11 protein-coding genes are annotated in these 14,936 nt (G+C 28.9%); 7 read left to right on the top strand and 4 right to left on the bottom strand.

The genetic code is table 11. The features are described from left to right. The first annotated feature begins 6 nt into the window (after nucleotides 1-6). The 6 genes from C1715_RS19125 to C1715_RS06415 all read left to right on the top strand — a co-directional run bounded on the left by C1715_RS19125 (nucleotide 7) and on the right by C1715_RS06415 (nucleotide 8,349). Nucleotides 7-183, top strand: coding sequence for a YtxH domain-containing protein (locus C1715_RS19125; RefSeq protein ID WP_146005369.1), 177 nt, complete (start codon nucleotides 7-9; stop codon nucleotides 181-183). Between the two features lie 180 nt (nucleotides 184-363). Further along, entirely contained in the window at nucleotides 364-1,686 is a 1,323-nt protein-coding gene (locus C1715_RS06435; protein ID WP_102399751.1) for a helix-turn-helix domain-containing protein, read from the top strand. A 19-nt stretch (nucleotides 1,687-1,705) separates the two neighbouring features. After that, entirely contained in the window at nucleotides 1,706-2,965 is a 1,260-nt protein-coding gene (locus C1715_RS06430; protein WP_102399750.1) for a helix-turn-helix transcriptional regulator, read from the top strand. 140 nt (nucleotides 2,966-3,105) lie between these two features. After that, the gene (clpB, locus tag C1715_RS06425) at nucleotides 3,106-5,703 is read left to right on the top strand and encodes an ATP-dependent chaperone ClpB (RefSeq protein WP_102399749.1); all 2,598 of its coding nucleotides are present in this window, start codon (nucleotides 3,106-3,108) and stop codon (nucleotides 5,701-5,703) included. 1,025 nt (nucleotides 5,704-6,728) lie between these two features. Continuing rightward, nucleotides 6,729-8,075, top strand: coding sequence for a sodium-dependent transporter (locus C1715_RS06420; RefSeq protein ID WP_102399748.1), 1,347 nt, complete (start codon nucleotides 6,729-6,731; stop codon nucleotides 8,073-8,075). Nucleotides 8,076-8,154: 79 nt separating this feature from the next. Next, nucleotides 8,155-8,349 carry an alpha/beta-type small acid-soluble spore protein gene (locus C1715_RS06415; RefSeq protein ID WP_102399747.1) on the top strand — a complete coding sequence of 65 codons (195 nt, stop codon included), beginning with the start codon at nucleotides 8,155-8,157 and terminating at the stop codon, nucleotides 8,347-8,349. A 141-nt stretch (nucleotides 8,350-8,490) separates the two neighbouring features. On the opposite strand, the gene C1715_RS06410 is transcribed toward C1715_RS06415, so the two are convergent. The 3 genes from C1715_RS06410 to C1715_RS06400 all read right to left on the bottom strand — a co-directional run bounded on the left by C1715_RS06410 (nucleotide 8,491) and on the right by C1715_RS06400 (nucleotide 12,185). After that, a complete protein-coding gene (locus tag C1715_RS06410; protein ID WP_102400002.1) occupies nucleotides 8,491-9,225 on the bottom strand; it encodes a type 1 glutamine amidotransferase in 735 nt (244 codons plus the stop codon). A gap of 306 nt (nucleotides 9,226-9,531) precedes the next feature. Further along, the gene (locus C1715_RS06405; protein WP_102399746.1) at nucleotides 9,532-10,890 is read right to left on the bottom strand and encodes a Mur ligase family protein; all 1,359 of its coding nucleotides are present in this window, start codon (nucleotides 10,888-10,890) and stop codon (nucleotides 9,532-9,534) included. An 86-nt stretch (nucleotides 10,891-10,976) separates the two neighbouring features. Further along, on the bottom strand, nucleotides 10,977-12,185 hold the full coding sequence (locus C1715_RS06400; RefSeq protein WP_102399745.1) for a CapA family protein: 1,209 nt from the start codon (nucleotides 12,183-12,185) through the stop codon (nucleotides 10,977-10,979). Between the two features lie 365 nt (nucleotides 12,186-12,550). Here C1715_RS06400 and C1715_RS06395 point away from each other — a divergent pair, with 365 nt between their 5' ends. Then, on the top strand, nucleotides 12,551-14,206 hold the full coding sequence (locus tag C1715_RS06395) for a tetratricopeptide repeat protein (protein ID WP_102399744.1): 1,656 nt from the start codon (nucleotides 12,551-12,553) through the stop codon (nucleotides 14,204-14,206). Here C1715_RS06395 and C1715_RS06390 read toward each other — a convergent pair. Next, nucleotides 14,203-14,799, bottom strand: coding sequence for a DUF2284 domain-containing protein (locus C1715_RS06390; protein WP_102399743.1), 597 nt, complete (start codon nucleotides 14,797-14,799; stop codon nucleotides 14,203-14,205). The genes C1715_RS06395 and C1715_RS06390 overlap by 4 nt on opposite strands. Nucleotides 14,800-14,936 lie beyond the last annotated feature (137 nt).

The raw sequence follows: 14,936 nt of genomic DNA, 5'->3' as shown, positions 1-14,936 counted from the left end.
TGCAATTTGAAGGGAAGAATGATGAATAAAATGACTGTTGGAGCTATGCTTGGTATTGCAACGGGACTTATTGTAGCTTCTAATATGGATAGGAGTACAAGAAAAAGAATTAGAAAAGCTGGCAAAAGGATGAGAAATACTGCAGAAGATTTGTATTACAATATAAATGGACGTATGCGTTAATGTAATGGAAGGCTACTATCAATTTATTTTTGATAGTGGCTTTGCTTTATTTTTAAATAAATATTAAAATTATTAAAACATATTTTGCAGAAAAGATAAAAAATATGGTATAATAAAAGATAATTTAAGGAACTTTTGCAAATAAATAAAATATTCTACATAAGTGAAGGAAGATAGGGTATGGAGATATTATCTTTAGGAGAAAAAATTAAAAGAAGACGTAAAGAATTGGGTATGACTCTTAAGGATTTAGCAGGAGAGAGAATTACCCCAGGACAAATAAGTTTGGTAGAGTCAGGAAAATCTAACCCAAGTATGGATTTACTTGAATACTTAGCAAATAAGCTTAATATTTCTGTGGAGTACATAATGGAAAGTGAAGAAACTCAAGCAGAAAAAATATGCTTATTTTACGAAAATATTGCTGAAACATATATTATAAGCAATGATTTAGTACAAGCAGAAAACAATATAGAAAGCGCCCTTTATTACGCTGAAAAGTATAGACTAGAATACAGAAAAGCAAATATTTTATTCTTAAGAGCAACTATACATATGTTGAAAGGGGAAGAGGTATTAGCTCAACAACTTTTTTTATCTGCTAATGTAATTTTTATTAAAAATAATTGTTATGAAGAAGTAATAAGAACATTTATAAAATTAGGGAAAATAACCTTGGATTTAAAAGCATATCACTCTGCAAGTAGTTATTTCCAACAGGCTGAAAAGGTTTTTATGGATAATAAGATTGGAAATGATTTTCTTATTGGTGAAATATATTATTACACAGCAGTGACTTATTTAAAATTAGAAAATATAAGTAAGTCCATAAATTATACTTATCTTGCAAAGGAAAAATTTGTACAAATAAATGATAAAGAAAGATATGCTAAGTCTATGATGCTTTTAGCTGAAGAATATAGTAAACAAGGGGAGTTAGAGGAAGCTATAAAATACTCTAGAAAGAGTTTGGAATTATTCAGGGAAATAAATAATGTTAATTATTTAGGTCAGATTGAAAATGACATGGGTGTACTCTTTGCTGACTTTCAAAATATGGAGGAGTCCTTTATTCATTTAAACAAAGCAAAGGAAATAAGAAGATTAAATGGAGATAGCAGCTTAATAGAAACATTAATAAATATATGTGAAAATTACATAAGATTAAAGGATATTCATAATGGAAAAGAAGTTTTAAAGGATATTTATTTATATATTGATAAAGAAGAGGGAGAACAATTAGAAAATAATATTAATTTGATGAATTACTACATGTTAAAACATAAGATAGATAGAATGGAAGATGATTTAATAGAGGCAGAGAGATCACTTTTTCAAGCACTTAATATAGCTAAAGAAAATGGGATTAAAAAGAAAGTTGGAGAAATAAACATTGTGTTAGGTAAGTTTTATGTGGAAACAGGCAATGAAAATAAAGCTTCTGTATATTTAAGTGAAGGGGTTGAATTATTCAAGGAGCTAGGAATTATAAAAGATTTTTAAATTACGGATAGGTGATTATATGGAAATATTGAGCAGGGGAGAAAAAATAAAGAGGGCAAGAATATACAAAGGGTTAACTTTAAAAGATGTATGTGGGGATAAAATTTCTGTTTCTAAATTAAGTTGTGTGGAAAATGATAAGGTAGATGCTGAAGAAGATATATTAAAGTATATAGCAAAAAAGTTAGAATTGGACTTAGAATATTTAAAGCAAGGTGTGAAGGAACAATTAGAAGAAAATTTTCAGCTTTTAAAAGATAATACTAATTTAAGAGATTATGATGAAAAACTTAGATATAATTTAAAAGTAGCTACAAATCACAAATTTTATGATAATGCTTTTAGTTTTATGCATACACTATTTAACTATTATATAGATAAAAATACTTTGGAAAACATACAGCTTATTACTAGTGAATTTTATGATTTGTATCAAAAGGTTTGTAATGATAAAAATAGAATAATTTATTACTTAGATATGTCTAGATATTGTTTTGTAAATAAAGAATATAGACAAGCTATAAATTTTTATAATGATGTAAGAAAGTTTTTAATTTTAGATGAAAATTTAAAGAGAGAATACTTAGTAATAACAACATACAATGAAATAGTATGTAATATTATGCTAAAAGAATATGAAAAGGCTTATAAAGTTTCCAAGGAGCTTGCTGAAATAGTTGATTTAGAAAAAGATGAAAAGAAAAAAGCGGAAATTTATCATCTTTTAGCAATGATGTGCTTAAGAGAAAATAAAGAGTGTTTTAAAAAGTATAAGCAGAAAGCAAATGAACTATATGGTGATAATAATGAAAAAAAAGCTATTGCTATGTACAATTATGCAGTAACTTTGTTTCGTTTAAAAAACCAAGAAGAAGCAGTTAAATATGTAAGAAAATCTATTAAATATTTTCCAAAACATGATAAATTTAGTTTGGTATACTTTATGCTTGGGGTGGTAGAAGAACTTTGTGACAATGATATATTGGATTTTGGTAAAGAAGTATGTAACGAAGTTTTGGACTATGCCATAGAAGTTAATAAAATAGAGTTTATAGAAAAAGCGTATTATTATAAAGCAAAAATATTAATGAAGTTAAAGGAAGAAGATCAAGCTGAAATTTGTATGAATTTATGTTTAGATGCTTTGGTTAAATTTGGAAGCAACAAGGAATTATATGAGCGATACCTGGAAATGGGACACATGTATTATAATTTAGGAAGTATAGAAGACTCTGTGAAATATTTTGATTTGGCGCTTAAAATGGAGAAAAAAATATAGGTAAAGGTGCATTTAGCATCTTTATTTATTTTTTTGGTGATTTTTAAGTATTTCTCAGATAAAATATACTTTGACTTTCTTTGACTTTTATAATATTATTTAAATATAAAATTGGTAATAATATATGAGAGGTGAATAATATGGATATAGATAAATTAACAGTAAAAGTTCAACAAAGTATAAATGAGGCACAGTTAGTGGCGGTGAAATATAATCATCAGCAAATAGATGGCATTCATCTTTTTATGGCACTTTTATCACAGGATGATGGACTCATACCTAATATATTTTCAAAGATGGGAATAGATATCAGAAGCTTAAGAGAGGACACTCATAGAACTTTAGATAATATGCCCAAAATAACCGGTGAGGGAGCAGAGACAGCAGGTGTGTATGCTTCTAGGAGATTTGAGCAAATATTTTTAAAAGCGGAAGATATAGCTAAGAATTTTAAGGATTCCTATGTTAGTGTAGAACATGTGATGCTTTCAATAATGGAAGTTTGTAGTGGAGGGGATTTGGGAAAAATATTTTCTAAATACCGTATAAATAAAAAGAATTTTATGGAGGTTTTATCTCAGGTGAGGGGCAGTCAAAGAGTTGATACACAAGATCCAGAAGGTACTTATGAAGCTTTAGTTAAGTATGGAAGAAATCTAGTGGAAGATGCTAAAAAGCATAAGTTAGATCCGGTTATAGGAAGAGATGAAGAAATAAGAAGAGTTGTCAGGATACTTTCAAGAAGAACTAAGAATAATCCGGTTTTAATTGGTGAGCCTGGTGTTGGTAAAACAGCTATAGTAGAAGGGTTAGCTGAAAGAATTGTAAGGGGAGACGTACCTGATGGATTAAAAGACAAAACTATATTTTCTTTAGATATGGGAGCTTTAATTGCAGGGGCAAAATTTAGAGGCGAATTTGAAGAGAGATTAAAGGCTGTATTAAAGGAAGTAGAGAACAGCGATGGAAGAATAATTCTTTTTATAGATGAGATACACACTATAGTAGGAGCAGGGAAAACGGAAGGTTCTATGGATGCGGGAAATCTTATAAAACCAATGCTTGCAAGAGGAGAGCTTCACTGCATAGGAGCTACAACCTTTGATGAATATAGAAAGTATATAGAAAAGGATAAGGCATTAGAGAGAAGATTCCAACCAGTAGTGGTAGAAGAGCCTACTGTAGAGGATGCCATATCTATACTTAGAGGGTTAAGAGAAAGATTTGAAATACACCATGGTGTTAGAATTCATGATTCTGCTATTGTAAGTGCGGTTAAACTTTCACATAGATATATAAGTGATAGGTATCTTCCGGATAAAGCTATAGACCTTATAGATGAAGCAGGTGCTATGATAAGAACTGAGATTGATAGTTTGCCTACAGAGTTAGATCAGGTTAAGAGAAAATTGTTTCAACTTCAAACAGAGAAAGAGGCTCTTTTGAGAGAAAAAGATGAGGCTTCTAAGAAGAGATTAAAAGTTTTGGAAAAGGAATTAAGTGAATTAAAAGAAAAGGACAATGAAATGTCTTCTAAATACCAAAAGGAAAAAGATCAAATAGTTAAGGTTAGAAACTTAAAAGAAAGTCTAGATAAAGCTAGGGGTGACATGGAGAAAGCAGAAAGAGAGGCAGACTTTAATAGAGTGGCAGAAATTAAATATGGTTCTATTCCTAAAATAGAGGATGAAATAAAGAATTTTGAAAAAGAAATAAAAGAACACTCAGAGACAGCTCTTTTAAAAGAAGAGGTTACCGAGGAGGAAATTTCAGAAATTTTATCTAGATGGACGGGAATACCGGTATCTAAATTAGTGGAGGGAGAAAGACAAAAACTTGTAAAATTAGAAGAGGAGCTTTCTAAGCGAGTAGTAGGACAAAAAGAAGCAGTTAAAGCTGTATCAGATGCAGTTATAAGGGCTAGAGCAGGACTTAAGGATGAAAAAAGACCTATAGGTTCATTTATATTTTTAGGACCTACCGGAGTTGGTAAAACAGAATTGGCTAAAACTTTAGCTAGAACCTTATTTGACAGTGAAGAAAATATAATAAGAATTGATATGTCTGAATATATGGAGAAATACTCTGTTTCAAGACTTATAGGAGCCCCTCCAGGATATGTAGGTTATGAAGAAGGAGGGCAACTTACTGAAGCAGTTAGACGTAAGCCATATAGCGTAATTTTATTTGATGAAATTGAAAAAGCTCACGATGATGTATTTAATATATTCCTTCAAATATTAGATGATGGAAGGCTTACAGATAACAAGGGGAAGGTAGTAGATTTTAAAAATACCATAATAATAATGACTTCTAATATAGGAAGCAGTCATCTCTTAGAAAATAATAAAGCTGACGGGATAGATGAGAGCATAAGAAAAAAAGTAATGGAAACTATGAAAAATAGATTTAAACCAGAATTCTTAAATAGATTGGATGACATAATAATGTTTAAACCACTTACCGATGATGAAATTCAGCATATAGTGGAAATATTCTTAAGGGATATAAGAAGAAGACTTCAAGATAAGAATATAAGCTTGGAAGTTACTAAAGAAGCTATGGGACTTATGGCTAAAGAAGGCTTTGATGGAGTTTATGGAGCAAGGCCACTAAAGAGATATATAGAAGGAACTTTAGAAACTGGAATAGCTAAGGGGATTATTAGAGGAGAGATTAACGAAGGTGATTTAGTTAAGGTTGATGAAATAGAGGGAGAGTTATCAATTAAGAATTAATAAACTAAGTATATTAATAAGTATATAGAATAATTCATAGAGTTATGGTAAGAGAACCACCCTTACTTTAGTCAGTAATAATTACTAGGCTTTTGTTTAGGGTGGTTTGTAATTGAAAAGAAATTTATTAATATGATTAAACCACAAAAAGGTACAATGCCATGGAATTATGAAATTTCTCCTCCATGCCTTTCATAAGAGCTGGGAACAATAAATTTAATTTAAGAAATTCTAATCTTTTAGCCATATAAAATTATCTAACGCTCACATTCATGCCTCAGGTTCGCTAGCCTGGCGTCCTTTTAAGGCTTACGATAATTTTATCGTCTAAAAGAAGAATTTTTAAAATTAAATTTAAACAGTTCCTTCGCTTCTTATGAAAGTCATTCCAGAGAAATTTCATAATTGGAGTAATGTAATGCTTTTTCTGGGATAATCATTAAAATAATTAAGGAATAACATATGGTGATTAATGGATGATATATAAGAGTAGTTAAGAGTTAGTGGTAAATAATAAAAATATATACTGTTAACTGCAAGAAGTTAAATTTAAAAATGCAAAAAACATTTTTAAATTTAATTTTAGTATTGACATTTACATGAATATTCTATATAATACGATTTAAATATTTAATAAAAAAAAGCTAGGACGGAGAGAAAAATACTAACAGTTTAACCACAGAAAGCTAATATTTGATGAGAGTTAGCGTTAAATATAGTATATAATGATCACTCTAGAGCTATTTTGCGGAAAATTTATTTAGTACGCAATGTCGGAAGTCACCGTTATATGACTCGGGTTAAAATAAGTGTTATTTGAATAAGAATATTTGATAAATTGCATTTTATAAATTCTTATCAGCATTTATTATGACCTTAAATAAGGTAATTGATTGTCAATTATAAAGTAGGGTGGTACCACGATGATATTAATCTTTCGTCCCTATGTTCATATAAATATGTTCATAGGTTCGGAAGATTTTTTATTATATATAAATTTTACAAAAGAAAAGGGGGCAATATAAATGAAAAGAGAAAATTTCGGATCTAGGATTGGGGTATTAGCAGCAGCAGCAGGCTCTGCTATAGGACTAGGTAATATATGGAAGTTTCCTTATATTACAGGAAAAAATGGTGGTGCAGCTTTTATACTTGTATATTTAGCATGCATAGCTTTAGTAGGAGTACCAGTAATGCTTGCAGAGTTTTCATTAGGAAGAAAGGTGCAAAAAAATGCAGTGGGAGTTTTTAAAGAATTAGCTCCAAGAAAACCATGGCTTTTAACTGGTGTTCTATCAGTGACTACAGCTTTTATTATATTATCTTTTTATGCAATTATAGCTGGTTGGGTTTTTGCATATATATGGAGAGCTGGTAGTGGGCAACTCCTTTCAGTACAACATAAGGACATTGCAAATTACTTTGGAGGAATTATATCTAGTGGAGTTGAACCGGTAATATGGACTTTTGTAGTAATAGGAATTACTACGTCAATAGTACTATTTGGAGTTAGAAAGGGAATAGAAAAATGCAGTAAAGTTTTAATGCCTTTATTATTATTTATTTTAGTAATTCTTATGATAAGGTCTGTAACATTAGAAGGAGCTTGGAAGGGATTAGAGTTTTTATTTAAGCCGGATTTTTCTAAACTTACAAAGGAAGGATTTTTGGAAGCATTAGGACACTCATTTTATTCTTTAAGCCTTGGAATGGGTATTATAATGACTTATGGAAGTTATGTGGGCAAGAAAGAAAATCTTATTTCATTGACATTTCAAGTAATTGTGGCAGATACATTAATAGCTTTGATGGCAGGAATTGTAATATTTCCAGCGGTATTTGCCTATGGATTAGAACCATCGCAAGGACCAGGACTTATATTTGTTACTCTTCCAGCAGTATTTAAGTCTATGCCTTTTGGAGTGGTATTTGAAACTATGTTTTTTGTTTTAATAGCTATAGCTGCAATAACATCTACTATATCTTTAATGGAAGTTGTGGTAGCTTGTGTTACAGAACAGTTTAAAATTGAAAGAAAAAAGGCGACTGTAATTATAGCTTTAGGAATATTTTTATTATCTATACCAAGTACGTTATCCTTTGGACCTTGGGCAGATGTGAAAATACTAGGAAAGAATTTTTTCGATATGTTTGATTTCATAACTTCAAACATATTCTTGCCAGCAGGAGGAATACTAGTATGCTTATTTACAGCATGGGTATGGAAAAGCAAAAATGCCATTGAGGAAATTACAAGTAATGGTTTATACAAATTCAAAGGAGGTAAGTTGTTTTCATTTGCCATAAAAATATTGGCACCATTAGCAATAGGACTTATTTTCATTCATTTCACAGGAATTTTGAAATTGTAAATACCATTTTTTCCTTGAATATAAATACTAATTTCGGAAAAAATAAAGTTAGTAAAATTATAGGGAGATGAGAATTTATATGTCAAGGAAAAGACCGTTAGTACCTAATGCTGCTGCGGAATTGGAAAATTTTAAAATAGAAGTAGCGAAGGAATTAGGATTAATTCACAAGAAATCTCCAGATATGGATTCTGGAGATCCTACTCTAAATGTAGGGGGAGAAATGGTTAGAAAAATGGTAAAAAAAGCAGAAGAGAAGATGACAGATAAGTAGTTAGTTTGCTAGTGTGCTAGATTAGTTTGCTAGTTTGCTAGTGTGCTAGGGGTCCAGTTAAGGTGAATTTTTCGCTATGCGAAAAATTTTTCAATTAAAAAGTGGGAAGGAAAAGCTTCGCTTTTCCTTCCCACTAGCCCACTAGCCCAGGTTTTTGTCTTCTCTTTTTACTATAAATTCTTTTGCTTTTATTTCTAGAGAGTTATCTAGTTCAGGAAAATTGAAAGTTTTATATTTATTTTCTAAAGCAGTGTGTAAAAGTCTGTCTGCTAGTTCGGGATTCTTTGAAAGCAAGGATCCGTGAAAATAAGTACAAAAAGTATTTTTGTAAATACAACCTTCATAGCCATCTTCACCATTATTTCCATAGCCTACCTTAACTTCACCTAGAGGTTTTAAATCTTTGCCTATGTAAGTTCTTCCTGAGTGATTTTCAAAGCCTACGTAAGTTTCTTTAAATATAGGGTTATATATTACGGTGTTTCCTATAAATCTTGTGTTTCCTGCCTCAGTGTATATATCTAAAATATCGAGACCGTTTAATTTTTCTCCTGCGGGCGTAGTGTAGTATTTACCTAAAAGTTGGTACCCACCGCATATGGAAAGAAATACTTTACCATCTTCAATATAGTCTTTTAGGGCATCTTTCTTGTTTTTAATAAGATCTTCAGAAACGATTGATTGTTCGTAATCTTGCCCACCTCCGAAGAATACTATATCATAGTCATCCTTTTGAAAAGTATCTCCTATAGAAACATCTATTACGTTAACATTAATACCTCTTTGCTCAGCTCTGTGTTTTAATATTAATATATTTCCCATATCTCCATATACATTTAGAAGATCTGGATATAAATGACAAATACTTAGTTCCAATAAATTCACCATCTTTCTAATAAATAAGGTAATATTTTTGTTAATCTCCAATCACTAGTCTCTTTAGACATTAATATTTAAGGCATAGTAATGAGCAGGTTTAAATGTGTTTACAATACAAATATCAAAATACAGATATTAAAGTACAAATATTAAATATAAAATATTGTTGAGTTTTAGCGGAAACTGAAAGTGTTCTTTGCTTGTTATTTGATATTTATATTTTGTTATTTATAACATATTCCTTAGAATCTATTGTCTAAATACTAACTGGTCATTAGTAATTTATATAATCGTATATGAATATTACCAAAGTTTATTTATATATCCTTTGTTGTGAAGGAATTTTCTAAAGTCTATCATAGCTGTGTAGGTAGCTAAAATATATACTTTGTTATTTGGAGAACTTTTTATGATTTCAAGTAATTCTTCTCCAATTTCACATAGTGCAAATTTATCTTGATTTAAACCAGCTATTTTTAATCTTATGGCCATATCGTAAAGTCTTGAGCCAGATATAGCAATTTTTCCTATGGATAAGTTTTTAAGTTTTTCAAAATTTACATCCCAAATCCAAGATACATCTCTTCCATCTGCATAATTATCGTTTAAAAGAAAACACATATCCAGAGAAGATTTATTTAAAGTTATGGTATTAAGAGCTTCGTCATAACCAGCGGGATTCTTAACTAGAATAATCTTAATTTCCTTACCGTCTATATTAATTTCCTCTTGTCTTCCAAAAGAACTTTGTTGATTTTTCAAAGAATTTATTATGCTATCTTCTTCCACATTTAATTCTCTGCATATAGAGTAGGCACAAAGACCATTATATACATTATAAGTACCTGGTTGATTTATAGAAACTTCTTTTCCGTTTATATTTACTAGAGAATAGGAAGGAGTTATTTCTAAAAATTCATCTACATAGTATTTAAGTTCAGGTCTTTTAAATCCACAATTATCACAATAGTAATCTCCTAAATGATTATAAGTTATGAAGTTATATTTATAAGGAGTTTTGCACTTTTTACAAAATTTAGCATCCGCATTTACATCTATTGTTTTATTTTTATCTGGCACTGTTTTAAATCCATAGTATGTTACAGGATTTTTTAATTCTAAATCTCCAAGCAAAGATTCATCACCATTTAAAACAAGTTTTGATTTTGGAGAAAGAGTAACTCCCTCAAGTATTTTGTTTAAAGTAGTATACACTTCACCGTACCTATCTAGCTGATCTCTAAATAGATTTGTTATAGTTATTATTTCAGGTTTTAAGTATTTAGTAATGAATTTTACATTGGCTTCATCCACTTCCATCACAGCAAATACATCTTCATTTTTTCTTTTGAAAGAAAAATTTTCTACAAAACATGCTACTACACCAGGTAACATATTTGCTCCTGTACTGTTGGTAATTACCTTTTTACCAGAAGACTCTAATACATTGTGTATCATACTAGTAGTGGTAGTTTTTCCATTGGTACCAGTGACTATTATTACTTTATAGCCAGTACCAATAGTTTTTAAAATATCAGGACATATTTTTAATGCCACTTTTCCTGGGAAATTACTTCCCCCTTTTAATAAAGTTTTAGAAAGTTTGAGAACTGTTTTTGAAATTATTATGCTGAAAAATTCTTTTGCCTTAATTTTAAACACCCCTTTGTTTATAGGAATTTATAATTCCGTGGATATACTTTTCTTTAGTTTTGATTTATCTATGTTTAATTAGCTTAATATTTTAATCATTTGTTGCTGGTTACAGAAATAAATTCATCTTTTATATTATTTTTATATGTTGGTGATAGATTTTTTATCTTATTTAAAATTCTTTCTTTTTCAGAGCCTTTAGCTGGCGTTGGGCAATAGTCGTTGGTGTTGGGCTTTGAAGATACACTGCAAGGAATGACTTTAGTTTCATATCCCTGAAGTTTGTGATTTTTAAATTTAAATTTAGTACCTAGAATAAATGTGTCTTTATCACTTGGGTTAGAGTTTCCACCAAAACAGAAATTGCCTAGACTATAACATATTATCTTATCCTTATATTTTTCTATAGTTTGAACTACATGAGGATGATGACCTATTATAAGATCAGCACCATTATCTATGGCAAAATGAGCTATATTTGTTTGAGTAGCATTTGGCTTGTATTGTCTTTCTATTCCCCAGTGAAAATTTATAATAACTGTGCAGTTTTTGCTTTTTAATTCATTTATGTCTTTCTTTAATTTACTTAAAAAATCTTTGTTGTCTGACCAGGCCTGGTAGCCAAGAATACCAAAGTTTTCACCTTTAACATTTTTAATAACTTTTTCACCTTCTCCAAAGTAAGGTATTTGCTGAGCCTCTAGAGCTTTTTTGGTGTCTTGAAAACCTTTATCTAAATAATCATATATATGGTTATTTGAAATATTTACAGTTTCAATGGAACCTAATTTTAATGCTTTTGCATATGAAGGATCAGCTTTAAAGTTAAAAGTCTTTTGTTTTTTAACAGTAGCATTAGTAAAAGTTGTTTCTAAATTAGCTATAGTAAGGTCATCGCTTTTAAAGATACTAGATACATTTTTGAAAAAATAGGAAAAGTCATTATTGTTATTTTTAAGTATACAAGGAAGGCTGGTACTATATGCAAACTTAGTATCTGTTCCTATAGTACAATCTCCCACAGAGTTTATTAAAACTTCAGAATAAGTATCCTCTTTGTTTTCTTCCTTTGATGTTTTTTTATCTTTTTTAGAATCTTGTTGTTTATTAGTTTTGTCTTTATTTTCTGTGGAAATATCCTTATTTCCATTAGTATTTTTAGAAACTTTTTTATTTCCTAGTTTGCTATATATAACTGCAAAAAGCAATATAAGTACTAATAAGGATAAGGCTGAAGATAGAAAAAATCTTTTTATGTTTTTTATTTTTAATTTACGTTTTTTCCTAGTTTGTCTAGCTCCCATTTTCATCCTCCTTTATTTATTAAATTTTATTATTTCTAATATAAATTACCTCGGACTATACAAGTATAATTTTATAATATTAACATATAAAAGTCTATGTAATAGTGTCTTTTATTATATAGTAATTTATAAATTTTTGTTTATATGTACATCAAAATTCGATTTTTATAGTTGTAAAATCATAATTTAAAATTTGAAATTAAAAATTAAGAAGAAGACTCCTTTTGCAGTTTTTATAAAATATAAATTAAAGTAATTACCACGAAATTTTAACTTCTATTTTTAATTTTACACTAGAAATCTATTATTAAAAAATCTATGACTTTGTTTAAATTTTCTGATAAAATAATAAAGAGGTGAATTTCATGAAAAAAATTGGTAAAAAGCAATGGCTTGTTTTAGGAGCTGTGCTACTATTAGTCTTAATATTTATAAATATAAGAGAAGTTAAATTAATTGAAAAAGAGAAGAACAATGCACAAAATTTATTTTTGCAGGGGAAATATGATGAAGCAATAGTAAAATATAATGAATTAGCTAAGAAAAAAAAGAAGGATTCCCTGTATTATGCAAAAATAAGCAGAATATATTACATAAAGGGTGATGAAAATAAATCTAAAGAGTATATGGATAAAGTTAAGGCCATGAAATATACAAAAAATGAAGAAGCACTTTCTTATGTAATATCTAATTATTTCATAGAGGGAAAATATAAGGAAGCTTTGAAAGAAGGAGAGGAAGGAGTAAAATTATATCCTAAAAATAAAGTGATATTAAATCATATGATAACTTTATATCATATGGAGGGGAAAAATGACAAAGCTAAAGAACTTTTAAAGAACTATCCTATAAGTAAAAAGTCTTCAGAAGATTTAGCTGAGTATGGCAAATTATGTATAGCTATTGGAGATGTGGACAAAGGAATAGAAAGCTTAAAAAAAGCTTATAAAAAAAATAAAGATGATATAATAATTTATGATACAATTTCTCAAATGGCAGCTTCTGATTTTACTAAAACTGTAAATAAAATAAATACTCTTAAAAAAGGCACTAAAGAAAAAGAAGATGGTACTATGTACAACCTTTGGCTAGCAAAAGTTTATTCTTTGAAGCCTGAAAATTGTGAAGAAGCATTAAAACTCTTAAGAGATGAAAATATAAATAAGGAAAGCTTAAGCTATAATATGATAAAACTATCTATATATAGTAATGTTGGAGATTTTCATAATGGACAAAAGGTAGAAGAAAAACTTAAAGAAAAGTATAAGGATAGTTATGTAGCTAATCATTCTATAGCCTGGTACTATTTAAAAAAGGGGCAAAAGGATAAAGCAAAGGAATATTGTTTAAAATCTATAGATGAGAATTCTTTATACACAGATAATTATGGATATTTAATGCCAGAAATATTAGGTGAAGATAAAAATAGTAACTCTATTGTTGCCTATTACACTGAGGCTTTTTATAGAGAGCCTTTTAACTATAATGTAATGATGAATGCAGGAAATTATTTTTGGAGTGTTCAAGAAGATATAGAGAATTCTATAAAATACTATGAAATTGCAGAAAAATTACAAAAGGATAATAGTGAAATTAAATATAATATTGCTACTATATATCTAGATAGTAATAATTCAAAGGGTGAAGAAATTTTAAAGCAGTGTATTAAATTAAACCCAACAGAAACTAAATATTATAGAACTCTTTCAGTTTTCTATTTTTATAAAGGAAAATATAAGGAGGTAAAGGAACTTTTAGATAAGGCCTATAAGGAAGATAAAGAAGATATCTTAACTTTAAACAATATAGCTGTTTATTATATAATTGGAGCATCAGATGTAGAAAAGGGATTTTCTACTATGAATAAGGCATATGAAAGTGGAAAGAAGATTAAGGGTTATCCATCAAGTTCCTTTGATATTATAGAAAAAAACTTCGAAAAGATTAAGAAAATACATGATCAATATAAAAGTGCAAATAGCGCTACTATTGAAATTCCTGAATTAACTTTATTTTATTAAAGATGTAGTGTAATATCTTCTATTGAAAGCTTTTTCTTTGATAAAAGAGCATATATAGACAAACAATATGGTGGGAGAGAATCTCCTGTAAATACTATTTTATCCTTTAGAATGTTTTCAGTTATAGATGAAACCTCAAAACCCAAACTTTCCAAGGAATATCTTAACTTATCCTTGTGGAGGCAAGGGTTATTTTTTTGTCTTGAACACTCAGTGCATAAAGTACATTTACCTCCTAGAAGTATTTTGGAATCAGTGAATAAATTTTCCACAGAAAACATTTTTTTATCAACAATTTTTCTTAAAGAATAGTATATGTTTGTGGATATGTGAATATTATCAAATTTGTTTAAAATAAGCTTATTTATCTGATCTTGTATATTACTGTAATTTAATTTAGCTCCTATTATATATGCAAATTTATATTCATTTATATATTCTTCTTCAGAAAAATCATAAGGTGGGCAAGACCAAACCTTTTGGTAATTTGGACAGCTTTTACAATATCCTCTTATAGTAGATTTTTTAAAGAATTTTAAAAGCTCATCTATGGTGGTTTCTACTATTTTATAATTTATAGGTAAATCAGTCATTTTAAATCACCCCTTGTAATTTTTTATTAGCAGTATATTATTAAGTATACTACTTTTTATATATAATTAAAGAATTTTAGGCGCATTCAAATAAATAATAAGTCAGTATGCTAGTCTATTTTGCGTCATACTGCGTC

The organism is Haloimpatiens massiliensis (genome assembly GCF_900184255.1).
In the GTDB taxonomy this organism is placed as follows: Bacteria; Bacillota; Clostridia; order Clostridiales; family Clostridiaceae; genus Haloimpatiens; species Haloimpatiens massiliensis.
The sequence above is the reverse complement of the archived record's forward strand: the minus strand, read 5'-3'. Positions and strand labels throughout refer to the sequence as shown.

Excerpts from the sequence above, each read along its gene's own strand:
- C1715_RS06435 (WP_102399751.1), top strand. The coding sequence starts at position 364 with ATGGAGATATTATCTTTAGGAGAAAAAATTAAAAGAAGACGTAAAGAA.
- C1715_RS06430 (WP_102399750.1), top strand. The coding sequence starts at position 1,706 with ATGGAAATATTGAGCAGGGGAGAAAAAATAAAGAGGGCAAGAATATAC.
- clpB (WP_102399749.1), top strand. The coding sequence starts at position 3,106 with ATGGATATAGATAAATTAACAGTAAAAGTTCAACAAAGTATAAATGAG.
- C1715_RS06420 (WP_102399748.1), top strand. The coding sequence starts at position 6,729 with ATGAAAAGAGAAAATTTCGGATCTAGGATTGGGGTATTAGCAGCAGCA.
- C1715_RS06415 (WP_102399747.1), top strand. The coding sequence starts at position 8,155 with ATGTCAAGGAAAAGACCGTTAGTACCTAATGCTGCTGCGGAATTGGAA.
- C1715_RS06400 (WP_102399745.1), bottom strand. The coding sequence starts at position 12,185 with ATGGGAGCTAGACAAACTAGGAAAAAACGTAAATTAAAAATAAAAAAC.
- C1715_RS06395 (WP_102399744.1), top strand. The coding sequence starts at position 12,551 with ATGAAAAAAATTGGTAAAAAGCAATGGCTTGTTTTAGGAGCTGTGCTA.
- C1715_RS06390 (WP_102399743.1), bottom strand. The coding sequence starts at position 14,799 with ATGACTGATTTACCTATAAATTATAAAATAGTAGAAACCACCATAGAT.